Genomic DNA, 26,050 nt, shown 5'->3' with positions numbered 1-26,050 from the left:
TCCTCACTCATGATCGGGTAGGTCTTCGAGGGGTAGCGGTGGAGATGGGCGGGACGAACCGGGGTTCCCGGTACTCCGCGTGCATCGCCTCGGCGACGGTGCGGACGGTGTCGAGCCGCACCGGATCGGCGAGCTCGAGCGGGCCCATCGGGTGCGCACACCCGACCCGCATACCGGCGTCGATCGCGTCGTCGTCCTTCAGTACTCCGCAGACCGCGCCGAGCACGCGCGACTTGACCGTCCGGTCCTCGGGCACCGCCTCGATGACGAGATCGCGATCGGCGAGCTCACCGGTGTCGGTGGACCAGCGCAGCCGCCAGGCGGCGCGTTCGCGCTCCGGGGAGGACAGCCGCCCGGCGCGGACGGCGCGATCGAGGGAGCGCAGCACCCGCTCGCGGCCGGCGGCCGCGGTCGCCGGGCAGCGCTCCACCACGAGCACGTCGCGCTCGGCCCGGGCGCAGGCCTCGGCCACGGCCGCGCCCATCGTTCCCGCGCCGATGACGCCGACCCGCTCGATTCCCGGCACGCCCCGACTCCTCCCGCTCCTGCTGTGTCAGGAGCCTGGACCAGCGGGGGAGCCGGTGGCGAGGGAACCAAGGAGGCGAATCCGTGCGTACTTCCGGGGCGGTTCTGCGAATTCTGCGAAGGATCAGGCGTAGAGGCGCTCCGCGTTGCCGCGCAGGACCGCGCGGGCCAGCTCGCCGTCCCCGGTGGCGGCGACCAGGCGGGCGTACTCGCCCTCGCGGTCGCCCCAGGGCTCGTCCGAGGCGAACAGCACCCGATCGGCCCCGATCCCGCGCTTCTCGATCTCGGCGGCGAGCCAGCGCGGCGCGAAACCGATCGCCCAGCTGGTGTCGGTGTAGACCTGCTTGCCGCGCTCGATCCAGTCGAAGAAACGGCCCCCGACGAGCTTGATGTGCCCGCTCATCCCGCCGCCGAGATGCACCAGGTGCAGCCGGACGTCGTCGGCGTAGCGCTCCACGAGCTCGCCGACCTGGTCGATGTCGGAGGCACCACCCGGCGAGGTGTGCACGTGCACGGTGAGGTCGTGGGTGCGGGCGGCGGCGAAGATCGCGTCCAGCTGCGGGGCGCAGGCCGGATCGGTGGGGCTCCCGCCGAGCAGGAAGCTGATCTTGATGATGCGTACCCCCGGCTCCCCGGCGAGCGCGAGCGCGGCGGCGGTGCCTGCGGCGTCCTGCGGGCGCGGGGACGCCCAGATCCCGGCCCGGACCCGGTCGTCGGTCGCGGCGGCCTCCAGGCACAGTCCGTTCAGCGCGAACGACGGTGCCGGATCCGGCACCCCGTAGTTCGGCATCACCACGGCCAGCTCGGTGCCCTCGGCATCGAGGTCGCGGCGCAGCTCGTCGATCGTCGCCCTGGCCGAGACGTCCGGATTGACCGGCGGCCCGCCGTAGAACGGGTAGGCGGGGAGCACCCCGAGGTGGCGGTGCGCGTCGTGCGGGAGCAGGGCGGTCGCTGCGGTCACGGCACCCAGTCGAACAGAACGGCCCGGCCGCGTGGTGCGGCCGGGCCGATCCGTCACAGGGTCTTCACACGGATCTGACCGCGCTGTCGTACGCCGGGCCCGTGGCCGGGCCGGCCGGGCGGATCAGTCCCACTCCAGGGATCCGCCGGTGCGGTACTCCGTCACCCGCGTCTCGAAGAAGTTCTTCTCCTTGCGCAGGTCCATCGCCTCGCTCATCCACGGGAACGGGTTGTCCGCCTGCCCGAACAGCGGCGCGAGCCCGATCTGCTCGGCCCGGCGATCGGTGATGAACCGCAGGTACTGCTCGCAGGACTCGGCGGTCAGGCCGAGCATCCCGCGCGGCATGGTGTCGCGGGCGTAGGCGACCTCCAGCTCGCACGCCTCGTGCAGCATGCCGCGGATCTCCCGGGCGAACTCCGGCGTCCACAGGTGCGGGTTCTCGATCTTGATCTGGTTGATGCAGTCGATGCCGAAGTTCAGGTGGATGGACTCGTCGCGCAGGATGTACTGGTACTGCTCGGCGATCCCGACCATCTTGTTGCGCCGCCCGAGCGCCAGGATCTGGGCGAAGCCGGTGTAGAACCACATGCCCTCGAACACCACGTAGAACGCGATCAGGTCGCGCAGGAACGCCCGGTCGTTCTCCGGGGTGCCGGTGCGGAAGTCCGGATCGGACAGCGCCTGGGTGTAGCGCAGCGCCCAGGTGTCCTTGTCGGTGATCGAGGGGACCTCGCGGTAGGCGTTGAACAGCGTGCCCTCGTCCAGTCCGAGCGACTCGCAGACGTACTGGAAGGTGTGCGTGTGCACGGCCTCCTCGAACGACTGGCGCAGCAGGTACTGCCGGCACTCCGGGTTGGTGAGGTGCCGGTAGACGGCGAGCACGATGTTGTTCGCGACCAGCGACTCCGCGGTGGCGAAGAAGCCGAGGTTGCGGGTCAGCATCAGCCGCTCGTCGTCGGTGAGGCCGCCCGGGGTGCGCCACAGCGCGATGTCGGCCTGCATGGCGACCTCGGTCGGCATCCAGTGGTTGGCACAGCCGGCCAGGTACTTCTCCCACGCCCAGTGGTACTTCATCGGGAGCAGCTGGTTGACGTCGGTCCGGGCGTTGATCATGCGCTTGTCGTCGGCGTGCACCGGGGCGGCGCCGCGCTCGATCTCGCCGAGGCCGGTCGCATCGGTCGTCGGGACGGTCACTGGCAGGCCTCGCAGTCGGGGTCGTCGATCGAGCAGGCGGCGGCGGGATCGAGATCGAGCTCCATCCCGGCGGTGCCGTTCGCCGGGGCGGTGCCGTTCACCGGGACCGCCGGGGCCGCGCCGTTCACCGGGACCGCGGGCACGGTCGCCGCCGAGCCGCTGCCCGTCGCGCCGCTGCCGGTCGCGCCGCTGCCCGCCGAACCGTTGCCCGCCGGGTTCCCGCCGCTGCCGGTCGGCACCCCGGTGAGTCGCCCGTCGGTGCCCTTGAGGGTGGACTTCTCCACCGACGTCGCGGCCCGGGTCCGCAGGTAGTAGGTGGTCTTGCAGCCGCTGCGCCAGGCCAGCCGGTACAGCTCGTCGAGCTTGCGCCCGCTCGGACCGGCCAGGTACAGGTTCAGCGACTGCGCCTGGTCGAGCCACTTCTGCCGGCGCGACGCGGCCGCGATCAGCCAGCGCGGCTCGATCTCGAACGCGGTGGCGTACAGCTCCTTGAGGTCGGCCGGCACCCGGTCGATCTCGGCCAGCGAGCCGTCGAAGTACTTGAGGTCGGCGACCATCACCTCGTCCCACAGGCCACGCTGCTTGAGGTCGCGGACCAGGTGCGGGTTCACCACGGTGAAGTCGCCGGACATGTTGGACTTCACGTACAGGTTCAGGTGGATCGGCTCGATCGACTGGGCGACCCCGCAGATGTTCGAGATCGTCGCGGTCGGCGCGATCGCCAGCACGTTGGAGTTGCGCATGCCCTGGGTGCGGACCGTCTCGCGCAGCGTGTCCCAGTCGAGGGTGGTGGAGCGGTCGACGTCGAGCTCGCCCTCCTCGCGGGCGGCGGCGAGCAGCTCCAGCGAGTCGATCGGCAGGATCCCCCGGCTCCACAGCGAGCCGTCGAAGGAGGCGTAGCGGCCACGCTCGGCGGCCAGATCCGACGACGCCGCGATCGCGTGGTAGCTCAGCGCCTCGGCGCTGCGATCGGCGAACTCGACGGCGGCGTCGCTGCCCGGCGCGATCCGCTGGAGGAACAGCGCGTCGGAGAAGCCCATCATCCCCAGGCCGACCGGGCGGTGCCGCAGGTTGGACCGGCGGGCCTCCGGGATCGTGTAGAAGTTGATGTCCACGACGTTGTCCAGCATGCGGACCGCCGTGGTCACCGTGCGCTGCAGCTTGTCCGTGTCGAGCCCGTTCGGCCCGATGTGCGCGGCCAAGTTGACCGAGCCGAGGTTGCAGACCGCGACCTCGCCGTCGGCGCCGGCCTGGGTGTTCAGGGTGATCTCGGTGCACAGGTTCGACGAGTGCACCACCCCGGCGTGCTGCTGCGGGCTGCGCAGGTTGCACGGGTCCTTGAAGGTGATCCACGGGTGCCCGGTCTCGAACAGCATGGTCAGCATCCGGCGCCACAGGTCGACCGCGCGCACCGTGCGGTGCACCCGGATCTCGCCGCGCTCGGCGGCCTGCTCGTACTCGCGGTAGCGCAGGGAGAACGCGGTGCCGTAGAGATCGTGCAGGTCGGGAACCTCGTCCGGGGAGAACAGCGTCCAGGAACCGTCGGCCTGCACCCGGCGCAGGAACTCGTCGGGCACCCAGTTCGCGGTGTTCATGTCGTGCGTGCGGCGCCGGTCGTCGCCGGTGTTCTTGCGCAGGTCGAGGAACTCCTCGATGTCGACGTGCCAGGTCTCCAGGTAGGCGCACGCCGCGCCCTTGCGCTTGCCGCCCTGGTTGACCGCGACGGCGGTGTCCCCGGCGATCTTGAGGAACGGCACGACACCCTGCGAGACACCGTTGGTGCCCCGGATGTGCGCGCCGAGGCCGCGGACCGGGGTCCAGTCGTTGCCCAGGCCGCCGGAGTACTTCGCGAGCAGCGCGTTGTTCCGGTAGCCGCCGAAGATCGAGTCCAGGTCGTCGTCGACGGTGGTGAGGAAGCACGACGACAGCTGCGCCCTGGTGGTGCCCGAGTTGAACAGCGTCGGGGTGGACGCCATGAAGTCGAAGCTGGACAGCAGCTCGTAGAACTCGATCGCGCGCGCCTCGCGGTCGACCTCCCGGATCGCCAGGCCCATCGCGACCCGCAGGAAGAACGCCTGCGGCAGCTCGAACCGGGTACCGCGCTCGTGCAGGAAGTAGCGGTCGTAGAGGGTCTGCAGGCCGAGGAAGCCGATCTCGGTGTCCCGCTCGGGACGGATCGCGGCGGTGACCCGGTCCAGGTCGAACGTGGCGAGCTCCGGATCGACCAGCCCGATGTCGATCGCGCGGCTCAGGTAGTCCTTGGTGTACGTGGCGTAGCGCTGCGCCATCGTGGCCTGGTCGGGCGTCTCCCGGGTGCCGGACAGATGCGAGACGGCCTCGGCGCGCAGCCGGTCGAGCAGCAGCCGGGACGCCACCAGCGAGTAGTCCGGCTCCCGCTCGACCAGCGTGCGGGCGGCCATGACGAGCGCCTGGGCCAGTTCGTCGGCGGTGATGCCGTCGTAGACGGTGCGGTCCAGCTCGGCGAGCACCGGCTCCCGGCTCACGTCCTCGATCCCGGCCAGCGCCTCGGCGAGCACGGTCTCGACACGGTCGCGGTCCAGCGGGACCCGGCTGCCGTCGGGCTGGGTGACGTGCACGGTCGGCAGATCGGTGGTGGCGGTCTCGGGTCCGGTGTCCCGGGCCTGCGCGTGCTGCTCCCGGTAGAGCACGTAGGAGCGGGCGACCTTGTGGTGCTCGCCCCGCATCAGGGCCAGCTCGACCTGGTCCTGGATCTGCTCGACGTGCACGCCGGGCGCGGGATGCCGGGCCAGTGCCGCGACAACCTGATCGGTCAGCTCGCCGACGAGATGGTGCAGCCGTGACGACGCCGACGCGGAACCGCCCTCGACGGCGAGGAACGCCTTGGTCATCGCCACCGAGATCTTGCCGGCGTCGAAGGTCGTCTCGGAGCCGTCGCGCCGGATCACCCGCAGACCGGGAGGAGCTGCGCCGTGCGTGGATGCAGGGGGAGCGGTGCTTGTCGTCACGGGTCTCTCTCCTCGCGAGTCGCCGTCGGCCCGTGACCCGCGCGAGGAGGCGACGGCGGACCAGTGCCCGCCGCGCCCTGGCGCCCTCCCGCGAGGCCCCGGAGCTGCACACGCCGGCGGCGTGCACACCGGTGGCAGGTCTTCGGACTCACGGGCGTCGTGCACGCTCCTACTGGCCGTCGCTTCCCGGGATCGCTCCCAGTGCTCGTTGACGGCGGTCGTTCCCGCTCACCGCTGCGGGGCAGTCCCGGAGTCGCACCGGATTCCCTCTTGCCTCATCGGTCCGTGCGGGATCGATGAACCACCAGCGCCGCGGACACTACATCTTGGGTTGGTTCCTGTTCGAGACCCCAAGGGGTCGGTGCGTTGCGACGAATCGTCACGGCCGGTGAACGGTGCAGGTCCGCCCCGGCGGGTCGCCGCGAGAGGCTCGTGCGGGCCACTCGGACAGGTGATGATCGTCGCTCTTCCGATAGCTAGATGAAAATGACTACTGTTTCAGACATGAGACTTCGACGGCTCCCCCCGCTCGTCCCGGCGCTCGCGCTGCTCGCGGTGCTCGCCGGATGCGGAGCCGCCGGGCCGGGTACCGATCCGGCCGCCGGGGAGCGGACCGCACCGCGGATCGAGCGCGCCGCGGCGCCGCTGGAGCCCGCCGGCACCGTCACCGACCCGAACGGCACCGAGCTGTCGCTGCCCACCCCGCCGGAGCGGATCGTCTGCCTCACCGGGCTGTGCGACGACATGCTCGTCGAGCTCGGCATCACCCCGGCCGGTACCTCGACGCCCGCGCTGCTCGCGAACCCGGTGCTGCTCGGCGAGGCTGCGGCCGCGCAGGTCCCGACCGTCGCGGGCAGCTTCGGCAGTGAGGACGTCGAGTCGATCGCCGCCCTGGATCCGGACCTGGTGATCGGGCTCGGCGGGGTGCACGATCCGCTGCGCTCCGCGGTCGAGCAGTTCGCGCCGCTGTGGACGGTCGAGCCGTCGACCTGGCAGGACTCGGTCGGTTACCTGCGGGCGCTCGGGGCGCTGACCGGCCGGACCGGGGAGGCGGTGGCGGCCGAGGAGCGGTTCCGCGGCACCCTCGCCGACGCCGTCGACACCACCCGGGAGACCGGGCAGGCCGACCGGACGGTCGTGCTGATGTACGGCAGCGCCGACACGATCGGCGTCGACACCACCGCATCGGTCAACGGCGACCTGCTCGCCCAGCTCTACGACTACCCGTTCGCACCGCGCAGCGCGGACGTCGAGTCCGGGTCGGCCTACAACGTCGAGGAGATCCTGGCCGGGCAGCCCGACGTCGTACTGGCCTTCTCGCTGCTGTTCTCCGCCGAGGACCGCACGCTGACCGACCAGCTCGCCGACAACCCGGTTTGGCAGCAGGTCCCGGCCGTGGCGCAGGGTGCGGTGCACGAGATGGACCCGCGGCTGTGGGGCAGCGGGCGCGGCACCCGCAGTCTGGGCGCGATCGTCGAGCAGTCGCTGGCCGTGGTGCCGGGCAGGTGAGGATCGCGCTCCTGGTGGTCGCCGGGACCGCGCTCGTGGTCGCCACGCTGTGCCTGGGCACGCCGTCGGTGCCGCCGTGGCAGCTGCCGGCGGTGCTCGGGTCCGGTTCCGGGATCGAGCACGTCGTGGTCACCGAGCTGCGCGCGCCCCGGCTCGTCCTGGGCGCGCTCGCCGGGATCGCGCTCGGGACCGCGGGGATGCTGCTGCAGGACGCGCTGCGCAACCCGCTCGCCGTCCCCGAGCTGCTCGGGGTCTCCTCCGGCGCGGCGGCCGCGGTCGCGATCACGATCGTGACCGGTGCCGCGGTGCCGTTCGCGCCGCTGCTGCCCGCGATCGCCGGTGCCGCGACCGGGGCGCTGCTCACCCTGCTCGCGGTGCGCGGGGCCGTCGGACCGGCCGCCGTGCTGCTGATCGGGGCCGGGGTGAGCGCGGCGCTGCAGGCGCTGCTGCTCACCGCGGTCGCGCTCACCGGCTCGCAGGAGCAGGGGGTGCTCGTCCGCTACCTGCTCGGTTCGCTCACCGGCACCACCTGGCCGACGGTCGCTACGGTGCTGCCCGGGCTCGCGATCGGGCTCGGGCTCGCAGTGCTCGCGCTGCCGGCGCTGGGGCTGCTGCGGCTCGGCGACGGCACCGCATCGGTGCTCGGCCTGCGCACCGCGACCGCCCGGATCGCGGTGCTGGCGGTGGCCTGCCTGCTGGTCGCCGCGGTCGTCGGCCCGTGCGGCCCGGTGGCGTGGGTCGGTTTCCTGGCGCCGCAGCTGGTGCGCCGGTTCCGTCCGGCGGCCGCACCGCTCACCCGGCTGGTCGCCTGCGCGGGAACCGGGGCGGTGCTCGTCGTGGCCGCGGACCTGCCGGCCCGGACCGTGCTGTACCCGGTGGAGCTGCCGGTGGGTGGGCTGACCGCGGTGGTCGCCGTCGTGCTGGGCGTGCTGCTCCTGGCCGGACGCCGGCGTCCCCGGCCCGCCCGGCCGGTACCGGTGGGGCCGTCGTGACGGCCCTGCTGCGGCTGCTGCTGCTCACCGCCGGTGCCGCCGTCGCCGGGACGGCCGGCCTGCTGGTCGGCACCGCGGTGTCCCCGATGGACGCGGTGTCCGCACTCGCCGGGATCGGCGATCCGCCGGCCCGCGAGCTGGTCATCGGCCTCCGGATGCCCCGGGTGCTGGTCGGGTTCGCCGCGGGCGCCTGCTTCGGTGTCGCCGGTGTGGTGCTCCAGTCGGTGCTGCGCAATCCGCTGGCCTCGCCGGAGGTCACCGGGGTCGGCTCCGGCGCGGTGCTGGGAGCGGTCGCGGCGACCCTGGCCGGCGGTGCGGTCGCCGGCCCGATCGGGGTGCTCGCCGTCGCCGTGCTCGGCGGGACGCTCGGCGGCGGTGTGCTGTGGCTGCTCGCCGGCCGGGCAGCCGGCCCGGGCACCGCCGATCCGCTGCGGCTGGCGGTGTCCGGCGTGGTCGTCTCGGCGGTGCTCGCCGGTGGGACGCTGCTGCTGCTCACCGCCCGGCCGCAGCTGGCCGGGTCGCTGGTGCGCTGGCTGGTGGGGTCGCTCAACGGCCGCGGCTGGGAGCACTGGAGCGCGGTCTGGCCGGTCGCGCTGGTCGTGCTCGTCGCGGCGGTGCTGCTCGCGCCGGTACTGGCCCTGCTCGCCGTCGACGACGACCACGCCCGCGGTGTCGGGCTCGCGGTCGGGCCGTGGCGCAGCGTCGTCGTGCTGGTCGCGGTGCTGGCGACGGCCGGCGCGGTGGCCGTCGCCGGGGCGCTGGCCTTCGTCGGGCTGCTCGCCCCGCACCTGGCGCGGGCGGTGCTCGGCCCGGCCGGTGCGGATCCGCGCCTGCTGGTGCCCGGCGCCGCGCTGGCCGGTGCAGCGACCGTCGCCGCCGCCGACGTCGTCGCGCAGGCGGTGACCGTGCTCGCCCCCACCGGGGACCGTCCGCTGGGGATGCCGACCGGGGCCGTCACCGCGGTCGCCGGTGCGGTGGTGTTGATCGTGCTGGTGCGCCGCAGCTCGCGCGCGGTGCTGGGAGGGGAGTCGTGAACGAACCGTTGCTGGCGAGCGGCGTGCGGGTCGCGTTCGACGGGCGCACCGTGCTCGACGGCGTCGATCTCGGGGTGCGGAGCGGACAGTGGACGTCGTTGGTCGGTCGCAACGGCTGCGGCAAGACCACCCTGCTGCGGGTGCTCGCCGGACTGCACCGGCCCGACGGCGGCACGGTGTCGGCCGGTGGCCGGGACCTGGCCACGCTGTCCCGCCGCGAGACCGCACGCCGGATCGCGGTGCTGCCGCAGTCGATGCCGCCGCTGGGCGGGGTGACGGTGCGGGCGCTCGTCGCGCAGGGCCGCTACGCCGTGCGCGGCCCGCTCGGGATGCTCGGTGGTGGCGCCGACGCCGTCACCACCGAGGCGCTGCGCGCCACCGGCACGCTGGCCTGGGCCGACGTCCCGGTCGAGCTCCTCTCCGGAGGGGAGCGGCAGCGGGTCCGGCTGGCGCTGGCACTCGCCCAGGACGCGCCGGTGCTGCTGCTCGACGAACCGACCACCTACCTCGACGTCCGTCACCAGCTGGAGGTGCTGGACCTGGTCCGCGAGCTGCAGCGCGAGCGCGGGCTGACCGTCGTCGCGGTGCTGCACGACCTGGCGCAGGCCGCGCGCTGTGCGGACCGGGTGATCGCGCTGCGCGAGGGCCGGGTGCACGCCGACGGCACCCCGGAGGAGGTCGTCGACGCCGGCCTGCTGGCCGAGGTGTTCGGGGTCCGCGGCGGGGTCTCCCGCCGGGAGGGCCGGCTGACCTGCCACTACCTCGACGTCACGACGCCCGGGCCGCGGTCCGCAGCGCCGGGCTGAGCCAGGCGAGCGCCACCCCGGCGGCGAGCACGGCGGCACCGGCCAGCAGCCCGGCCCGGGGCCCGCCGACGACGGCCACGGTGCCGGCCAGCGCCGCGCCGGCCGGGGTGCCGACGCCCCAGGACAGCATCCGGGCGGTGGTGCTGACCCGGGCCCTGGCATGCGGCGGGCACACCTGCTGGCGGTAGGTGACGGCGTTGAGCACGACGGTCGAGTAGGCGCAGCCGAACGCGACCGCGGCGAGCAGCGCCGGGATCCAGTGCGTCGCGGCGCCCACCAGCAGTGAGCAGAGCAGCGAGACCGGCAGCGCGGCGAGCGCCAGCCGGGCCCCGCCGTGCCGCCCGGTCAGCCGCGGGACCAGCCGGGACGCGAGCAGCCCGCCGATCCCCCAGCAGGCGAACAGCAGCCCCAGCCGGGGATCGCCGGACGGCGCGATACCGAGGACGGTGTCGGCCCACGGCACCGCCATCGCGGCCCAGGCGCCACCGGCGACCGCCTGCGTGGTCCCGACCAGGGTGAGCGTGCGGATGGTGCGGTGCTGCCACAGGATCGTCAGCCCCTCACCGACGTCGGCCCGGATCCGGGTGCGCGGACCCGGCCGCCGGACCGACAGCGCGCCGGCGATCGAGCGGACCAGCAGCGCCGAGGACAGCGCGGTCAGTGCGGTCACGCCCAGCAGCCCGGCCGGGGCGAGCACGGCCACCAGCAGCCCGGCCAGCGGCGGTACCAACAGCTCGACGACCGTGGTGGCGCCGAACAACCGCGACCACGCCTCGGTCAGCCGGGCCTCGCCGACCAGGGTGGGCAGTGCGCCGAAGTTGGCGGCGTCGAAGAACACGAAGCAGGTCTGTGCCAGCACCGCCGTCGCGAGCACCTGCCACGGGCCGAGCACGCCGAGCCACCAGGCGAGCGGGATCCCGGCGAGCAGCACGGCCTGCGCCAGGTCGGTCCCGACCATCACCGTGCGCCGGTCCACCCGGTCCGCCAGCGCGCCCGCGACCAGCCCGAACAGCAGGTAGGGCAGGGCCTCGACGGCAGCGACGGCGGCGGTCCAGGCCGGCGAGCCGGTCAGCCGGTAGACCAGCACGGGCAGCGCGACGGCGGCGACCAGGCTGCCGGAGACCGACACCACGCGGGCGGTCAGGTACCGGCGCAGGGCGGCATCAGAGCCGGGCACGCAGATCCCTCCGTCGGGGTGGTCGGGTTGCGCACCGTCAGCGGGACGGCAGGGTCGCGTCGACGACGAGATATCCCGCGTCGAGCCGCACCGGCCTGTCCGGTGCACCGGCGAGTGCCTCGATGTCGTCGAACATCGCCGTCGCGCGCCCGACCGGCCCGGCCGCCGCGGCGGCGTGCGCGGGGGAGTGCCTGCGCAGGAAGGTGGTCATCGCCGCCGGCGAGTCGAAGTGCCACGGGAGGCCGCGTTCGGCGATCCGGATCCCGGTGAACCCGGACAGCCGCTGCTCCACGGCTTCCGGGCGCCCCCAGTCCAGCGGGTCCGCGACCCCCGGCGGGGTGCCGGTGTGTGTCCGCATGACGGTGCTCATCCGCCCCATGAACCCGTCCGGCGTCCACGCCGTGAACCCCAGTCGCCCGCCGGGCACGAGCACCCGCCGCAGTTCGGCCAGCACGACCTCCGGCCGGGGAGCGAAGATCATCCCGAAGCTCGACACGACGACGTCGGCGACGCCGTCGGGCAGTGGCAGGTCCTCGGCGTCGCCCTCCAGCCAGACGATGCCGGTCCCCGCGGTCCGCTCCCGGCCGAGCTCGACCATCCGGGGTGCGAGATCGGTCGCGAGCACCGCGGCGCCCCGTTCCCGGAGCTCCAGGGCGGCGCTGCCGGTGCCCGCGGCGACGTCGAGCACCTGCTCCGTGCCTCCGGGCGCGACGGCGTCGACCAGGTCGCGGGCGGCCGGGGCGAGCAGGCTGGAGAGGGGCCGATAGTCCGCGCCGCTCCAGAGGCTGCGCATCGCGGTCGTGTATCCATCGGGAACGGTCACCGTCTAACAGTATCGATATCCATGTTCGACAAGGAAGGATGTGTGACGTCCGGGTCCCGCGTCGACCGGGAGCGTGTCCCGGCGACGGGCTCGCGCCGCTGCGGGGAGGCCGGCCCGTGCCGTTCGGCGGTGCCGGTGCTGTACTCGTCCGGCCGAACCGGTCCGGCCGTGACCGGCGCGCTGCCCCACCTGTTCCACCGTTCCGGCCGATCGGCCGGGCACATCCGAAGGAGGACCGAGTTGCCGGTTACCGCCGATCTCGATGCCGAGGGCTGGCTGCGCCGCTGGGACGCCCAGCAGGAGCGCTACGTCCCCGATCGCGAGGAGCTGTTCGGGCTGGCGCTGGACGCCGTCGCCGGCCTCGAAGCCGCTCCGGGACGGCTGCTCGACCTGGGCTGCGGTCCCGGTTCGCTGGCGTCCCGGGCGGCGGCCCGGTTCCCCGATGCCGAGATCGTCGGCGTGGACGTCGATCCCGTGATGCTCGAGCTCGCCCGGCGCACCACCGGTGACCGGGTGCGCTGGGTGGACGCCGATCTCGCCGCCCCGGACTGGTCCGACCCGCTCGGTGGCCCGTTCGACGCGATCGTCTCGGCGACGGCGTTGCACTGGCTGCAGGAGTCCGCGCTGCCGGCGCTCGCGGACCGGCTGGCCGGTCTGCTGCGTCCCGGCGGGGTGTTCGTGAACGTCGACACGCTCCTCGCCGACCCGGCTGCACCCAGGCTCGCGGCACTGACCCGGCGACTGCGCGAGGAGCGGACGGCCCGCGGGCTCGCCACCGGCGAGGACTTCCGCACCTGGTGGGACGCGCTGTCGGCCGAGCCGGCGCTGGCCGCCGAGTTCGCCGAGCGGGAGCGCCGGTTCGCCGGTCACGTCGCCGGCGGGTCCTCGCTCCCGGCCTGGGAGGACGCGCTGCGCCGGGCCGGGTTCGCCGAGGTCTCGACGCTCACCCAGACCTTCGACCGGCGGATGCTGGTCGCGCTGCGCTGAGCCGGGCGGTGTCGAGCGGCGCCGGGCCGGGCCGAGCGGGGCCGGGCCGAGCCGTGCGGCGCCGGGCCGAGCCGAGCCGAGCGGGGCCAGGCCGGGCCGGGCCGGGCCCTCAGCCGAGCCGGGCGCCGGCGAAGTTGGCCCAGGCGAAGGTGTTGGGCCGGGCCGGCTCCAATCCGGACACCTCCGCGGCGACGCCGACGTTCCAGTCCCGCACCGCCCACACCAGGCCGCCGGAGTCGGCGCGGAGCAGCTGCATGATCCGGCCGAACCCGGTGGCCCGGGCCGCCTCGTCGTCGGTCCCGATGGCGTCGTAGTAGAGCCGGTCGATCTCCGGGCTGCGGTAGCCGGTGAAGTCGTAGGTCGGGGTGCTGGTCAGCATCCGGCGGCCGATGTAGTCCGGGATCGGCAGCGATCCGGTGCTGTTCTGGGAGAACACGCCCTGCTCCCGGATGGTCCTGAAGTAGTTCTCCGAGGGCAGCGTGCGGGCGCTCACCCGCAGCCCGATCGCCGTGAGCTGCCGGGCGACGATCGTGGTGGCGGCGTCGAAGTTCGGATCGGCGCCGCTGGTCTGCAGCTCGATCGCCTGGCCCTGCGCGCCGGCCTCGGTGATCAGCGCGCGGGCCCGGTCCGGGTCGTGCACGACCTGCTCGACGTCCGGGTAGTACTGCAGGCCCTGGCCGAACATGTCGTTGCCGGGCCGGCCCCGGCCGAGCAGCGCGACCCGGACCAGCTCGTCGCGGTCGATGCCGTACCGGACCGCCTCGCGCAGCCGGGCGTCGTCGAACGGCGGACGGTCCACCCGCATCACCAGGAACTGGTTGGCCGCAGCCGGTGCGGACAGCGCGCTCGCGCGGCTGTCACCGTCCAGCCGGGCGGCCCCGGCCGGGGTGAGATCGTGCGCGTAGTGGACCTGGCCGGACAGCAGCGCGCCGATCCGGGCCTCCTCGTCGTCGACCGGCAGGAACTCCAGCTCGCCGATCGCGGGCCGGCCGTCCCAGTGGTCGTCGAACGCGGTGTAGAGCGCGGGGCCGCCGGGGCTGAACGAGCCGAACCGGAACGGCCCGGTGCCCACCGGGGAGTCGAAGCCGGTCGCGCCCTGCTGCACGATCTCGGTGCCCGGCGCACCCCAGGCCAGAGGGAACAGGAAGTTCGGCCGGTTCAGGACGAGCTCCAGCTCGGTGGCCGAGGTCGCGCGGGACGCGGTGAGGTCCAGGTCGCGGAACAGGGCGGCGGCGATCGCGGTGGTGTCCGGATCGACGATCCGCCGCAGCGAGTGCAGGACGTCGTCGGCGGTCAGCGGCCTGCCGTCGTGGAAGCGCGCGTCGCGCAGCACGATCCGCCAGCGGCTGCCCGTGGGGTCGCTCTCCCAGGACTCCGCGAGCCGGGGCTGCGGGGTCATGTCCTGGGACCAGCCGACGAGGGTGTCGAAGCACGCCTTCGCGCGGGCCTGGTCGACATAGAGCGGAAGCACGTGCGGATCCAGCGACTCCTGGGAACCACCGGACGCGAAGGCGACCCGCAGCCGGTCCGTCCCGGATCCGGGGGAGCCGCCGCAGCCGGCGAGGGTCAGTGCGGCCATCCCGAGGCCGCCCACGATGAACCCGCGCCGGCTGATGTCTGGAATCACGAACCGGACCTTAACCCGCTCACCTGAACATCCAGTCAGATGTGTGCCGCACCCGACGAAGGTCGAATCGCCGGGCCGCGGCGGACGCCCGGGAGCACCGTCGTCGCCGCTCCGGGAGCGCTGTTGTCGCCGCTCCGGGAGCGCTGTTGTCGCCGCTTCGGGAGCGCTGTCGTCGCTGTTCCGCGAGTACCCGGGATGCCGTCGCGCCGTTGCGGCGAGCGGGCGGGTGGGGTGACCGCGACACCTGCAGCGGCGCGGTCCGGCTGCTGTCGGGATCGCTGTGCCGGGCCGTGCTCCGGCACGGTCGCGGCGACCGAACCCGCGTTCACCGCATTCACGGCGTTCACCGCGGTCGGCAGGTGCACGGTCCGGGCCGGATCGTGCTCGCCGAGCGTTCCGCGGAACGCGGTCCGTGCTGTCCCGGGTGCTGCGGAGCGCGTTCCGCGGGACCGGGGTGGACGGTTCCGGCACTGCCGGGCGCGTTCCGCGGAACGCGAGCGGAGGGTTCTGGCCGTGCCGTCGCGGTGTGTTCCCCGGGGGGCGAGGTGGACGGCTCCGGCGCTGCCGGGCGCGTTCCGCGGAACGCGACGGGAGGGGTCCTGGCCTGCCGTGGGGTGTGTTCCGGGGAGCGGGGGTGGACGATTCCGGCACTGCCGGGCGCGTTCCGCGGAACGGGGACGAGGGGCCCCGGGTGATGGTGGAGTGCGTTCCGCGGAACGCGCCCGGGAAGGGTCCGGCCGTGCCGGGGCGTGTTTCCGGAGTGGAGATGGGTGGCGGGGTGCCGCTGAGTGCGTTCCGCGGAACGCAGCGGGAGAGGTCCCGCCGTGCCGAGGGCGGTGTTCCCGGGACCCGAGGTGGGCGGCCCCGGCACTGCCGTCCGCGTTCCGCGGAACGCGGACGTGTGGGTTCCGAGCGGTTCGCCGGCCGCCGCGATCGGCTCTCAGCGGGCGCCCGCCGGCTCCGCCGCGTCCCCGGCGATCCGGCCGTCGGCCAGCGCCAGCACCCGGTCGGCCACGGCGACCGTGGCCGGATCGTGGCTGATCAGCAGCACGGCCAGGCCGTCGTCGCGGCGGGCCCGGGCCAGCTCGTCGAGCAGCAGCCTGCGGTGTGCGCCGTCCAGCGCCGACGTCGCCTCGTCGGCTATCAGTACCGCCGGGCGGGCGAGGAGTGCCCTGGCGACCGACGCCCGCTGCAACTGGCCGCCGGACAGCTCGCCCGGTCGCCGGGCGACGGTCTCCGCGGACAGGCCCAACCGTTCCAGCAGGGCGCGGGCATCGGACCGGGCGTCGGCCACCGGCAGCCCGCGCAGCAGCACCGCGGGCCGGGCCACCTGGTCGAGCACCGGCCGGTGGTCGAGGAACGCCGACCGGCAGTCCTGGTGCACGTACTGCACCGCGCGAGGGCCGCGGCCGCCACCGCCGCTGCTGCTGCCACCGCCGCTGTCGCTGCCACCGCTGCCGCTGCCGCTGCCGTACCTGCCGCCGTCGACGACGACGTCCCCCGAGTGCGGCGCAAGTCCGGCGAGGGCCCGGCCGAGCGTCGTCTTCCCCGCACCGGACGGCCCGGTGACGGCGAGGCACTCACCCCGCTCCAGGGTGAGATCCACTCCGGACAGCAGCGGGGTGCCGTCCGCCGCCCGGACGCCCAGCCCGGTCACCACGAGCAGCGGCGCGCCCGCCGTGCGCGGAGCGGGCCGGGCCGGCCGTGGTGCCGGCGGCCCGAGCACGGTGGCCGGGTCACCCCGCCGGACGACCCGGCCGCCGTCGAGCAGCAGTACCTCGTCGGCCAGCCGGCGGGCGGTGTCCAGATCATGGGTGAGCAGCACCAGTGCCGTCCCGCCCGCGGCCAGGGCGGCGAGCCGCCCGACCACCGCGTCGGTGGTGACCGGGTCCAGCCCGGTGGTCGGCTCGTCGAGCACGACGACGTCGGGCGCGGTCACCAGGGTCTGGGCCAGCGCCATCCGCTGCTGCTGCCCACCGGAGAGTTGATGCGGGAACCGGAGCGCCAGCCGTGGCTCGGCGCCCAGACCGGCCCGCTCCAGGGCGTCCTCGACGGCGGCGGTGCGGGCCGCCCGCCGGGCCCGGCCGCTGCCGTGCACGATCGCGGCCAGCTCGTCGAGCACCGGCCCGGTCCGGCGGACCGGATCGAGCACGACGCCCGGGTGCTGCGGCAGGTGCCCGACCCGCCCGGCCCGGGCCCGCCGCAGCGCCGCCGGACCGAGCCCGAGCAGCTCGGTGCCGCTGGTGCGGACCGAGCCGCCGAGCGTGACGCCGGTGTCCGACTCGCCGAGCAGCGCCAGCCCGAGGGTGGACTTCCCGGCCCCGGACGGGCCGAGGACGGCCAGTACCCGGCCCGCCTCGACGGTGAGACCGACATCGTCGAGCAGGGCCGCCGCGCCCGCCGTGGCGGTGAGCCCGCGGACCTCGAGCACGACGGCCGGGCCGGGCCGGTTCATGCCACGGCTCCTGTCATGCCACGGCTCCTGTCATGCCGCAGGCTCTGTCATGTCGCGGTTCCTGTCATGTCGCAGCCCTCGTCATGTCGCAGCCCCCGTCATGTCACGGCACCCGTCCGGTCGGCCACCCGGTCCACCAGCAGGTTCGTCCCGGCGGCGAGGGAGATCAGCAGCCCGGCCGGGACGAGCAGCGCGGCCGGCGCGAGGAACAGCGACGCGGTGTTCTGCTCGATTACCACCGCCCAGTCGACGACGTCCGGCGGCAGCCCGATGCCGAGGAAGTTCGCGCTCGCCAGCAGGGTCAGCACGAGCACGGCGCGGGTGCCGGCGTCGACCAGCACGGCGCCGGAGACGAACCGGCCGGTCTCCAGCAGATGGATCCGCCACCACGGTTCGCCGGACAGCATCATCGTCTCCAGCGCCACCCGCCGGGCCGGGGCGGCCGCCGCGCCGCGCACCAGCCGGACCACCGCCGGGAGCTGCACCACCGCGGCCGCGGCGAGCAGCCAGCCGATCCCGCGGCGCCCGGTCCCGGCCAGCACCATCAGCAGCAACAGCGACGGCAGGATCAGCAGCATGTCCAGGGCGCGCTGGGACAGCGCGGCGAGCCCGCGGCGCGAGGTCGCGGCCAGCGCGAGCCCGAGCGGCACCCCGGCGAGGTAGGTCAGTGCCAGTGCGCCCGCGGTCAGCAGCACCACGGTGGTGCCGCCGGTCAGGGCGAGCTGCAGCACGTCGCGGCCGAGCGCGTCGGTGCCGAGCAGGTGCACGGGCCCCGGTGGCAGTAGCGGCGACGGCTCCGCGTCGGACACCAGCAGCGGCGCGAGCAGCGGCCCGGCCAGCGCGAGCACCAGCGGGACCCCTACCAGGAGCAGGGCGAGCGCGGTCACGGGTTCTCCTCCCGCACCGGGGTCAGCCGCGCGGACACCAGGTCCACCATCAGGTTGACCACGATCGTCGTCGCCGCGAACAACAGCGCGTAGCCCTGCACGAGCGGCACGTCCCGCAGTTGGACGGCCCGGACGAACCCGGCCCCGACGCCGGGCAGCGCGAACAACGCCTCCACCACGACGACGCCGCTGAGCATCCCGTCGCTGACCCGGGCGAGCTGCTGCAGCGCCGGCGCGATCCCGCCGGGCAGCACGTGCCGGGTCAGCACGACGCGTTCGGTCAGGCCGAGCCTGCGCAGGTGCGTGACGTGCGGCGACCGGTCCGCCTGGACGACGCCGAGTCGCACCTGCCGGGACAGCCGTCCCAGCTGGGAGACGACCAGCACCGCGACCGGGAGCACCAGCACCGCCGGGGTGAGCAGCGATCCGCCGCCCGCGGTGGCGGGCAGCCAGCCGAGCTGCAGCGAGAACAGCCCGACCAGCAGCAGGCCGAGCGCGAACTCCGGCGCGGCCTGCAACGCGGCGACGACGCCGGTGGACACCCGGTCCACCGGCCGGCCGGGCCGGCGCCCGGCGAGTACCCCGATGCCGACCGCGAGCGGCACGGTCACCAGCAGCGCCGTCCCGCCCAGCAGCACGGTCGCACCCAGCCGGTGGGTGAGCTCCTCGAGCACCGGCCGGCCGGTTACCAGCGAGTTCCCGAGATCGCCGCGCACCAGCCCGGCGGCCCAGCCGGCGAACCGCTCGACGGCAGGCCGGTCGGTTCCCAGCTCGGCCCGCAGCCGCTGCACCTGCTCGTCGGTGGCGTCCGGACCGAGCACGATCTCGGCGGTCTCGCCGGGCAACAGCGCGGTGAGCGCGAAGACCAGCACCGACGCGACACCGAGCGCAACGCCGGCGACCCCGATCCGCCGGACGGCCCGGCGCCACGCCGGGGCGCTCCGGCCCGCCGGGGCCACGGCCGGTGCACTCACCCGGTCGCGACCCGGTCGAACCGGGCCAGGAGGCGGCCGCCCGGTTCTGTGTCCCCGTCCCCGGCGGTGGACGGCCGGCTGAGCTCGGGGCCGAACCGATCGACCCCCGGCAGCCTGCCCGGCGCCGTCAGCTCGCGGAACGCGCGCAGCACGCAGGACCCCCACTGCCATCGGATGAACAGCTGAACATGATCACAGCCGACGGTGGCCTTTCAAGAGTGGCCGTCGTGCAGGGGCCCTCACCCCAGCCGGGCGCGGTCGAACCGGGCCCAGCGTGCGGTGTCCGGCCGGGCGGCCTCCACCCCGTCCAGATCGGCCGAGATCCCGACGTGCTCGTCGCAGTCCGCCCAGACCGTCGCCGCGTCGCGCAACAGCACATGGGCGCGGCGCAACGCGTCGGAGCGGGCTGCCTCGTCCGGGGTGGCGGTGGCCTCCGCCAACAGCCGGGCGACGTCCTCGCGGGGGGCGAACGGCCGTTCCGCCGGTGGCGGGCCGATCGGCTCACCGTCCGGGCCGACGCCGCCGTCGGGGCCGATGTCCCCCTCCGGTCCGACGCTGCCGTCCGGCCCGAGGTACCCGCCCGGCCCGGTGGCCCTGTCGATCCCCCTGTCGACACCGCTGCCGACACCCCGGCCGCCGTCCCCGCCGGTGGTCGGCCCCGGGACCGGGGAACTGCCGTCCGCCGCGACCCGCAGCTGCAGCGGGATCGGCTGCGCCGGCACCCGGCGGAACGCGATCCCCGGGGTCGGCTCGGCACCGGTCGGGTCCGGCTCGCGCAGCTCGGCGAACAGCCCGATCTCCTCCAGCTGCTCGCCGATCACGGCCGCCGCGGGCCGGGACAGCGGATCGAACGGATCGAACAGCAGCGGGACGGTGACCCCGGCGGCACCCGCCGCGGCAACCAGCTCGGAGGCCCGGCCGACGTCGCGGACGACCGGCGGGACGTCCGCCGGGTGGTACTCCAGTCCCGGCCCGAACAGGTCGTCGCCGGGAGCACCGAGATCCAGCAGCACCCGGCGGACCAGGGCCTCCCGGTCGATGCCCAGCCGCACCGCCTCGCGCAGCCGCGGATCGTCGAACAGCTCCCCGGGCGCCCCGCCACCGTCCGGCCCGGGGTCGCCGCCGCCCAGGTCGGCCCGGCCGAGCCGGTCCGCGCGGCCGCTGCCGACCTCCAGGAACCGGGTCGCCGAGCCGGGCGCGGACAGGATCCGGGTCCCGGTCCGTCCCATGATCCGGCGCACGCTGTGCGGGAAGAGATCGTGCGCGTAGTCGACCCGGCGGTCGAGGAGCGACTGGTAGCGGTGCTCCTCGTCGTCGTCGACCAGGAACCGCACCTCCGGCGACGCCGCGGCGCCCAGCCAATGCGCGTCGTGCCGCAGCAGCACCTCCGGGCCCACCGGGTGCGGCCGGAACGCGCCGGTGCCGATCGGGGCAGCGCCGTCGCCGTCGCGCACGATCCCGGTCCCGGGCGCCCCCAGTACCAGCGGGAACAGGAAGTCCGGCGCGCCCAGGACGATCTCCAGCTCGGTCGGCGAGACCGCCCGGCTGGCGGTGAGGTCGACACCGCGCAGCAGCGGCGCGGCGCTCGCCCCGGTGTCCGGGTCGGCGATCCGCCGCAACGAGGCCAGCGCGTCGGCCGCGGTGATCGGCCGCCCGTCGTGCGCGACGGCGGCCCGCAGCCGGATCCGCCATCGGGTGCCCGTCGGGTCCGGCTCCACCGACTCGGCGAGGTGCGGCACCGCCCGCATCTCCGGCGACCAGACCATCAGCGTGTCCGCGACGGCGGCCGCGCGGGCCCGGTCCACCGGCCGCCACACCTGGTGCGGGTCCGGCGGCGGGAGCGGGCCGGCTCCGGCGAACACCACGGTGAGCGGCGGCGCAGCGGCGTCCGCGGTCCCACCGCAGGCGGCGAGTGCGGGGATCCCGGCCAGTGCGGCCGCGGCGCCGGTGACGCGCAGGAACGAACGACGGCTCAGGGGCACCGCACCAGGGTGCCCCTGCCCCGTCCGGTACCGCAGCAGGGGGCCGGTCAGGACAGCGCGTGACCGAGTTCCCCGGCTCCGGCCAGCAGCTCGTCGGCGTCCCGGGCGACCAGGACGTGATCGACGATCTCCGCGTACTCGCCCATCGCGCACGACGCCTGATTCCAGTAGCGGCGCGGCTCCGGGGTGATCCAGCCGACCCGGTACGCCCGGCGGGCCAGCCTGCGCAGCTCCTCGGCGCCCGGCGGCAGCCCGTTCGACCGCGCGTCGCCGACGAACAGCACCGCGGTCCGGGCGTTCACCGCGTCGGCGAACTCCTCGTTGATCCCGCTCAGCACCCGGCCGTAGTCGCTGGTGGCGTCGATGTCCAGGCCGGGTGCGGCGAGCACCGCGGCGAGCGCCCGGTCGTCGGTCGCGGGCAGCAGCAGCCCGGTGACGTCGACCGGGGTGTCGACGAAGGCCAGCACCCGGCAGCGGAACGCCTGCCGGTGCAGCGTGCGGGCCAGGCGCAGCACGAACGCGGTGATCGACCGGACCGACAGCGACACGTCGGCGACGACGAGCAGCCGCACCCGGTCCGGCACCTTCCGGCGGACCAGCAGGTGGAACGGCACCCCGTCGGTGCGCATGCTGCGCCGGACCGTGTGCCGGACGTCCAGCGGCCCGCGCGCGTGCTCGCGCGGCACCCGGCGCGGCGCACCGCGCATCCGGTGCAGCAGTTCGTGGCAGGCCCGCTGCATGTCGGCGGGTTCGGGGGAACGGTCGGTGTCCGGCGGGGCTGGGGCCCCGGCGCCGGTCCCGGTCCGTTCGGCGAGCTGGGCGACGAACTCGGTGATCGCGTCGACGAGCCTGCCCAGCTGGGTCGCCGAGAGCAGCTCGCCCGCCGGGCCGTCGGCGTAGACGGAGTGCGGGTCGTACCCGGCGAGCCACGCCAGGATCGCCTCCGGGTCGTCGAGGTCGATCCGCCCCGACGCCTGAGCCGTCGATCCCGACGTCAGCTCCTTGCCGACAGCTGCCCCGGCCCGCTCCAGGTCCACGGTGTGCGTCGTCCCGCGCCGGCCACGGTCGTCGGCCGAGGACACCGACAGGTCCCGGTCGGACCCGCCGAGCGAGAAGTCGTCGTCGTCACGATGCGGGTTGAAGCCCTTCTCCTGCTCCGGTGCGTCGAGCAGGTCGCCGACGTCGGCGCTGTCCGGGTCGTGATCGGCGTAGCGGCCGAGTGGATCGTCGCCGTCGGCGAGTTCCAGGTCGGTCGGCAGCCCCTCGGCGGCGGGCCCGCGCGGGCCGGGACCGTCTCCGCCGTCCCCGCCGGTGCCGGGCAGCTGCCCGAAGAACGCGTCGAAGGCGCGCTCGAAACCGGGGCGCTCGTGTGCGTAGGCGACGGTGACCGCGCGCAGCCCGGTGCGCAACCGGTCCAGGTCGGACGCGCCGAGCATCGCGAGTACCCGCCTGACCTCGATCGCCTCGGCGGGCGATACAGCGACCCGCTGCGTCCGCAGCACCCGGGTGAACGCCGCCGAGAGCACCGAGAGCACCCACGGCCCGGTGTCGCGGGCCGGTGCGAAGCCGCCCGGCCGCGGAAGCCCGGGAGCGGAGGCGCCGGGTCCGGAGGTGCCGGGTCCGGGGCGGTCCGGTGCCGTCACCGCCGGCCGCCCCGGCGGTTCCGGTCGGCGGCCGCGCGGGACCCGGTGGAGGCGGCCCGCCCGGCGCCGAAGGCCCCGGCCGTGGTGCTCGCCGCGGTGTCCGGCCGGTCGCTGCCGGCGGTGGGCACGATGCCGGGGCCGGGCTCGTCGTCGTCCAGCCTGCGGACCGCGAGCTCCCGGTCCGAGCCGTACTTGAGCAGCGCGGACAGCAACGCTGGCCGCACCTTCTCCAGCTCGCCCGCCGACCGGAGGCCGAGCACCGCGGCGGCCCGGGCGGCGTCGATGACCTCCGAGATCGACGGCGACTTGCGCAGCGGGAAGCCGCGCAGCAGGTGCGCGAGCTCCACCACGTCGGTGACGACCTCGGGAGCCACCTGCGGTGCGCGCCGGGACACGATCTCGGTCTCCCGCTCGGGGGTCGGGAAGCCCACCGCGAAGTGCAGGCAGCGGCGTTTGAGCGCGGGCGACAGCTCGCGGGTGTCGTTCGAGGTGAGCACCACCCACGGGATCGAGCGGGCGGTGAAGGTACCGATCTCGGGGACCGTGACCTGCTGCTCGGCGAGCACCTCCAGCAGCAGCGCCTCCATCGACTCCTCGGTGCGGTCCACCTCGTCGACCAGCAGCACCACCGGGTCCGGGGAGAGCACCGCTTCCAGCAGCGGCCGGGTGGACAGGAAGTGCTCGGTGTAGAGACCGGTGTCCTCGGTCTGCAGCCGGGCGGACGCCTCGGCCATCGTCGTCGTCCCGGACAGCAGCTCGCCGATCCGGTCGCGCAGCATCTGGACGTGCATCAGCTGCTTGCCGTAGTCCCACTCGTAGAGGGCACGGCCGTCGTCGAGACCCTCGTAGCACTGCAGCCGGACCAGCCGTCTGCCGCTCGCCGCGGCGAGCGAGGAGGCCAGCTCGGTCTTGCCGACACCGGCCGGTCCCTCCAGCAGCAGCGGCCGCTCCAGCGCGGTCGCCAGGTGGACCACGACGGCGAACTCGGGATCGATGACGTAGTTCTCGGCTGCCAGGGCCTCGGTCAGCGCCTCGGGGCTGTCGAACGCGGTAGTGGGGGACACCGTTCTCCTCGTGCGCGTGCAGGGGCCGCCGCGCCCGGGGCTGTCCGGGCGCGGCGGCGGGTTTCGCCAGTAGGACCTAGTAGGACTTGGTGAAGGCGTGCTCGACGAGCGGGACCAGCGATTCGACCGTGCACTCGCGGGGGTTACCGGGGGTGCAGTAGTCGCCCATCATGTGCTCGGCGATTCGGTGGATCGTCTTCTCGTCGGTGGGGATGCTGTTCCCGCGACCGGCGTACTTCCCGGTGTTCATCCGGTTCTTGTCATAGCTGTCGGACTGCAGCACACCGAAGTTGTCCGGGATGCCGACGTCCTTCGACAACCGGATCGCCTCCTCCACGGCGGCGTCCGCGGCCTGCACGGTCGTCATGTTCGTGGTGTCGACGCCGAGCGCGGTCGCGATCTTGGCGTAGCGCTTGTACCGCGAGGGCAGGTTGTACTCCCACACCCGGGGCAGCGCGATCGCGTTGTTCAGCCCGTGGTGGGTGTCGAAGAACGCCGACACCGCGTGCGACGTCGAGTGCACCAGGCCCAGACCGCCCGAGTTGAACGCCTGCGCCGCGATGTACTGCGCGTGCATCATCTTGGCGCGGGCCTCGAGGTTGCGCGGCTCGTAGGTGGCCTCGCGCAGGTACTGCCCGACCAGCTCGATCGAGTAGAGCGCGTTGCCCAGGGACGGCTCGAAGTCCAGCCGGGACACGAACGGCTCGGAGCCGTGCGCGAGCACGTCGAACCCGCAGTAGGCGGTGAAGTGCTGCGGGCAGCTGTAGTAGAGCAGCGGGTCGTCCAGCGCGAGGGTGGTGACGACGGCGTCGTCGAACCCGACCCACTTCTGCGGGTTGTCCATGTCCGAGGTGTTGGTGATGACATAGGCCCAGGACGTCTCGGACCCGGTTCCCGCGGTGGTGGAGACCGCGATGTGCGGCGGGTTCTCCATGTTCGTGGACTTCGAGAAGCCCTCGAACTCGTTGATGTTGCGGCCGTCGTGGGCGATGACGACGCGGGCGCCCTTCGCGGCGTCGTGCGACGAACCGCCGCCGATCGAGATGATGCCGTCGCAGCGCTCGCTGGTGTAGAGCGCGGCGGCGTCCATGCAGTTGTAGTCCTTGGGGTTGGACTCCACCTGGTCGTAGACGACGACGTCGACGCCCTGGTACTCGACCTTCCCCTTGAGCTCCTCGATGATGCCGGAGCCGCGCAGGCCGGAGGTGACGAACAGGACCCGCGTCATGCCCAGGTTCTTCGCCTCGACGCCCAGGATGTCGTGTGCGCCGACCCCCAGAAGCGCCCGTGGGAACGGGTGGAACTCCTTGATCGGGAAGTCCCAGATCTGGTTGAGCTCGATGGCCATTGGCTCTCCTCGACGGCCTCGTTGGCGTTCGGACGAGCACAACAGTTGCTGTTGCAGATCGCTGGCAACAGCTACGGACGGGTACCTGACCCCCTGTCCGTCGGTCCGGTCAGGTACCCCGTCCGACCGGACGGGACGCCGTGGCGCCGGCCAGGTCAGGGGCTCAGGGCAGCTGCGGTGCGGTGAACCCGTCCGGGCCGGGCGGGTACGGCAGCACCGCGCGGATCGCCTCCGCGGGCACGGCGCCGTACGCGTGCGGGAAGCGCATCGACTCCGGGTCGCCGGGCACGCCGGGCTCCCACCGGACCTCGACGCCGGCGTCGGTGAGCACCGCCGGATCGACGACGAGCAGGGACAGGTCGGTCCGCCCGGCGAACAGACGCTGCGCGGGAAGGGCGACCTGGTCCGGGGTGGACAGATGGACGAAACCCACCTCGTCCAGCGAGGGTGGCGCGATCCGTCCGGCGAGCTCGTAGGCGGCCCGCTCGGCGGGGGTGCACAGGTGCAGCAGCGTCTCGTCCACCGTCATGCGGCCAGCATGCCCTCCCGTCCGAACGGACGGGCGTCCCCGCAGGTTCTTGCTTTCCGGCACCGGGTGCCAATAACGTCCGAGCTGCTGCCCACGCCGGCCGGCGGGGCGGTCGGACACCTCTCTCGTCGAGAGCGGTTTTCTGCGGAGGTAGCCCATGAGTGAGCACCAGAACGAGGACACCCTGGTCGAGGAGACCCTCGTCGAGGAGGTCTCCATCGACGGCATGTGCGGTGTCTACTAAGCCGCTCGACGCCACGGTGCCGGACGGTGCCGCGGGGTCCTTCGACCCCGCGGCGCCGTACCGGGTCAGCGAGAGCGTGTCGCTGCGCCCCGAGCCGTTCGGTGCCCTGGTGTACGACTTCACGACCCGCAAGCTGTCCTTCCTCAAGACCCCGGAGCTGGTCGAGGTCGTCAAGGGCCTCGGGGACCAGCCCGACGCGCAGTCCGCGATCGAGGCCGCCGGTGTCCCGGAGACCCAGCACGAGGCCTACCTGAAAGCCCTGGCCGGGCTGCTGCGCTCCGGCACGATCGTCTCCCGCTAGA

General features: G+C 74.2%; 23 protein-coding genes and 1 riboswitch. Of the genes, 7 read left to right on the top strand and 16 right to left on the bottom strand.

Annotation, left to right across the window (positions count from 1 at the left end; genetic code table 11):
* Positions 1 to 7 precede the first annotated feature (7 nt).
* From Pdca_RS30465 to Pdca_RS30450, 4 genes are all read right to left on the bottom strand, one after another.
* Complete coding sequence (locus Pdca_RS30465) at positions 8 to 526, bottom strand: 3-hydroxyacyl-CoA dehydrogenase NAD-binding domain-containing protein (RefSeq protein ID WP_085910542.1); 519 nt, start codon at positions 524 to 526, stop codon at positions 8 to 10.
* A 123-nt stretch (positions 527 to 649) separates the two neighbouring features.
* Positions 650 to 1,486, bottom strand: coding sequence for an amidohydrolase family protein (locus tag Pdca_RS30460; protein ID WP_232021291.1), 837 nt, complete (start codon positions 1,484 to 1,486; stop codon positions 650 to 652).
* A 123-nt stretch (positions 1,487 to 1,609) separates the two neighbouring features.
* Positions 1,610 to 2,680, bottom strand: coding sequence for a ribonucleotide-diphosphate reductase subunit beta (locus tag Pdca_RS30455; protein WP_085910543.1), 1,071 nt, complete (start codon positions 2,678 to 2,680; stop codon positions 1,610 to 1,612).
* Complete coding sequence (locus Pdca_RS30450; RefSeq protein ID WP_085910544.1) at positions 2,677 to 5,667, bottom strand: ribonucleoside-diphosphate reductase subunit alpha; 2,991 nt, start codon at positions 5,665 to 5,667, stop codon at positions 2,677 to 2,679. The genes Pdca_RS30455 and Pdca_RS30450 overlap by 4 nt, the downstream gene beginning before the upstream one ends.
* A gap of 116 nt (positions 5,668 to 5,783) precedes the next feature.
* Positions 5,784 to 5,988: riboswitch (cobalamin riboswitch) on the bottom strand.
* A 183-nt stretch (positions 5,989 to 6,171) separates the two neighbouring features.
* Between Pdca_RS30450 and Pdca_RS30445 the strand changes: the two genes are divergently transcribed.
* Genes Pdca_RS30445 through Pdca_RS30430 form a run of 4 tightly spaced genes read left to right on the top strand, consistent with a single transcriptional unit; the run spans position 6,172 to position 10,008 of the window.
* Positions 6,172 to 7,176: an ABC transporter substrate-binding protein gene (locus Pdca_RS30445; protein WP_085910545.1), complete on the top strand. Its 1,005-nt coding sequence runs from the start codon at positions 6,172 to 6,174 to the stop codon at positions 7,174 to 7,176.
* Positions 7,173 to 8,168 (top strand): iron ABC transporter permease, encoded by a 996-nt coding sequence (locus Pdca_RS30440; protein WP_085910546.1) that lies wholly within the window; start codon positions 7,173 to 7,175, stop codon positions 8,166 to 8,168. Before Pdca_RS30445 ends, Pdca_RS30440 begins: the two co-directional genes overlap by 4 nt.
* The gene (locus Pdca_RS30435) at positions 8,165 to 9,202 is read left to right on the top strand and encodes an iron chelate uptake ABC transporter family permease subunit (RefSeq protein ID WP_232021289.1); all 1,038 of its coding nucleotides are present in this window, start codon (positions 8,165 to 8,167) and stop codon (positions 9,200 to 9,202) included. Before Pdca_RS30440 ends, Pdca_RS30435 begins: the two co-directional genes overlap by 4 nt.
* Positions 9,199 to 10,008 (top strand): ABC transporter ATP-binding protein, encoded by an 810-nt coding sequence (locus Pdca_RS30430; protein ID WP_232021288.1) that lies wholly within the window; start codon positions 9,199 to 9,201, stop codon positions 10,006 to 10,008. The genes Pdca_RS30435 and Pdca_RS30430 overlap by 4 nt, the downstream gene beginning before the upstream one ends.
* Here Pdca_RS30430 and Pdca_RS30425 read toward each other — a convergent pair.
* Positions 9,971 to 11,185, bottom strand: a complete 1,215-nt coding sequence (locus Pdca_RS30425) for an MFS transporter (RefSeq protein ID WP_232021287.1) — start codon at positions 11,183 to 11,185, stop codon at positions 9,971 to 9,973. The two genes, Pdca_RS30430 and Pdca_RS30425, sit on opposite strands and share 38 nt — an antisense overlap.
* Positions 11,186 to 11,222: 37 nt before the next feature.
* Complete coding sequence (locus Pdca_RS30420; RefSeq protein WP_085910547.1) at positions 11,223 to 12,008, bottom strand: class I SAM-dependent methyltransferase; 786 nt, start codon at positions 12,006 to 12,008, stop codon at positions 11,223 to 11,225.
* A 240-nt stretch (positions 12,009 to 12,248) separates the two neighbouring features.
* Between Pdca_RS30420 and Pdca_RS30415 the strand changes: the two genes are divergently transcribed.
* Positions 12,249 to 12,995, top strand: a complete 747-nt coding sequence (locus tag Pdca_RS30415) for a class I SAM-dependent methyltransferase (protein WP_197719852.1) — start codon at positions 12,249 to 12,251, stop codon at positions 12,993 to 12,995.
* Positions 12,996 to 13,104: 109 nt separating this feature from the next.
* Here the strand turns inward: Pdca_RS30415 and Pdca_RS30410 are convergent, their stop codons facing one another.
* The 10 genes from Pdca_RS30410 to Pdca_RS30370 all read right to left on the bottom strand — a co-directional run bounded on the left by Pdca_RS30410 (position 13,105) and on the right by Pdca_RS30370 (position 25,504).
* On the bottom strand, positions 13,105 to 14,622 hold the full coding sequence (locus Pdca_RS30410; protein ID WP_307724024.1) for an ABC transporter substrate-binding protein: 1,518 nt from the start codon (positions 14,620 to 14,622) through the stop codon (positions 13,105 to 13,107).
* Between the two features lie 940 nt (positions 14,623 to 15,562).
* Positions 15,563 to 17,077, bottom strand: coding sequence for an ABC transporter ATP-binding protein (locus Pdca_RS30405; protein WP_085910549.1), 1,515 nt, complete (start codon positions 17,075 to 17,077; stop codon positions 15,563 to 15,565).
* 98 nt (positions 17,078 to 17,175) lie between these two features.
* Entirely contained in the window at positions 17,176 to 17,964 is a 789-nt protein-coding gene (locus Pdca_RS30400; RefSeq protein ID WP_085910550.1) for an ABC transporter permease subunit, read from the bottom strand.
* Entirely contained in the window at positions 17,961 to 18,938 is a 978-nt protein-coding gene (locus Pdca_RS30395) for an ABC transporter permease (RefSeq protein WP_232021286.1), read from the bottom strand. The genes Pdca_RS30400 and Pdca_RS30395 overlap by 4 nt, the downstream gene beginning before the upstream one ends.
* Positions 18,935 to 19,090 carry a hypothetical protein gene (locus Pdca_RS37250; protein ID WP_232021285.1) on the bottom strand — a complete coding sequence of 52 codons (156 nt, stop codon included), beginning with the start codon at positions 19,088 to 19,090 and terminating at the stop codon, positions 18,935 to 18,937. Before Pdca_RS37250 ends, Pdca_RS30395 begins: the two co-directional genes overlap by 4 nt.
* An 87-nt stretch (positions 19,091 to 19,177) precedes the next feature.
* A complete protein-coding gene (locus tag Pdca_RS30390) occupies positions 19,178 to 20,920 on the bottom strand; it encodes an ABC transporter substrate-binding protein (RefSeq protein WP_085910552.1) in 1,743 nt (580 codons plus the stop codon).
* Between the two features lie 47 nt (positions 20,921 to 20,967).
* Positions 20,968 to 22,563 carry a MadC family VWA domain-containing protein gene (madC, locus tag Pdca_RS30385; protein WP_232021284.1) on the bottom strand — a complete coding sequence of 532 codons (1,596 nt, stop codon included), beginning with the start codon at positions 22,561 to 22,563 and terminating at the stop codon, positions 20,968 to 20,970.
* The gene (locus Pdca_RS30380) at positions 22,560 to 23,627 is read right to left on the bottom strand and encodes a MadB family AAA-type ATPase (RefSeq protein ID WP_085910553.1); all 1,068 of its coding nucleotides are present in this window, start codon (positions 23,625 to 23,627) and stop codon (positions 22,560 to 22,562) included. Before Pdca_RS30380 ends, madC begins: the two co-directional genes overlap by 4 nt.
* A gap of 76 nt (positions 23,628 to 23,703) precedes the next feature.
* Complete coding sequence (gene mdo, locus Pdca_RS30375; protein ID WP_085910554.1) at positions 23,704 to 24,975, bottom strand: NDMA-dependent methanol dehydrogenase; 1,272 nt, start codon at positions 24,973 to 24,975, stop codon at positions 23,704 to 23,706.
* A gap of 163 nt (positions 24,976 to 25,138) precedes the next feature.
* Positions 25,139 to 25,504 carry a DUF952 domain-containing protein gene (locus tag Pdca_RS30370; protein ID WP_085910555.1) on the bottom strand — a complete coding sequence of 122 codons (366 nt, stop codon included), beginning with the start codon at positions 25,502 to 25,504 and terminating at the stop codon, positions 25,139 to 25,141.
* A 157-nt stretch (positions 25,505 to 25,661) separates the two neighbouring features.
* On the opposite strand from Pdca_RS30370, the gene mftA reads away from it, so the two are divergent.
* A complete protein-coding gene (gene mftA, locus Pdca_RS30365; RefSeq protein ID WP_085910556.1) occupies positions 25,662 to 25,748 on the top strand; it encodes a mycofactocin precursor MftA in 87 nt (28 codons plus the stop codon).
* Positions 25,738 to 26,049 carry a mycofactocin biosynthesis chaperone MftB gene (mftB, locus tag Pdca_RS30360; RefSeq protein WP_085910557.1) on the top strand — a complete coding sequence of 104 codons (312 nt, stop codon included), beginning with the start codon at positions 25,738 to 25,740 and terminating at the stop codon, positions 26,047 to 26,049. The genes mftA and mftB overlap by 11 nt, the downstream gene beginning before the upstream one ends.
* Position 26,050: the final 1 nt, after the last annotated feature.

This window comes from Pseudonocardia autotrophica (assembly GCF_003945385.1).
GTDB classification, from domain to species: Bacteria; Actinomycetota; Actinomycetes; order Mycobacteriales; family Pseudonocardiaceae; genus Pseudonocardia; species Pseudonocardia autotrophica.
The sequence above is the reverse complement of the archived record's forward strand: the minus strand, read 5'-3'. Positions and strand labels throughout refer to the sequence as shown.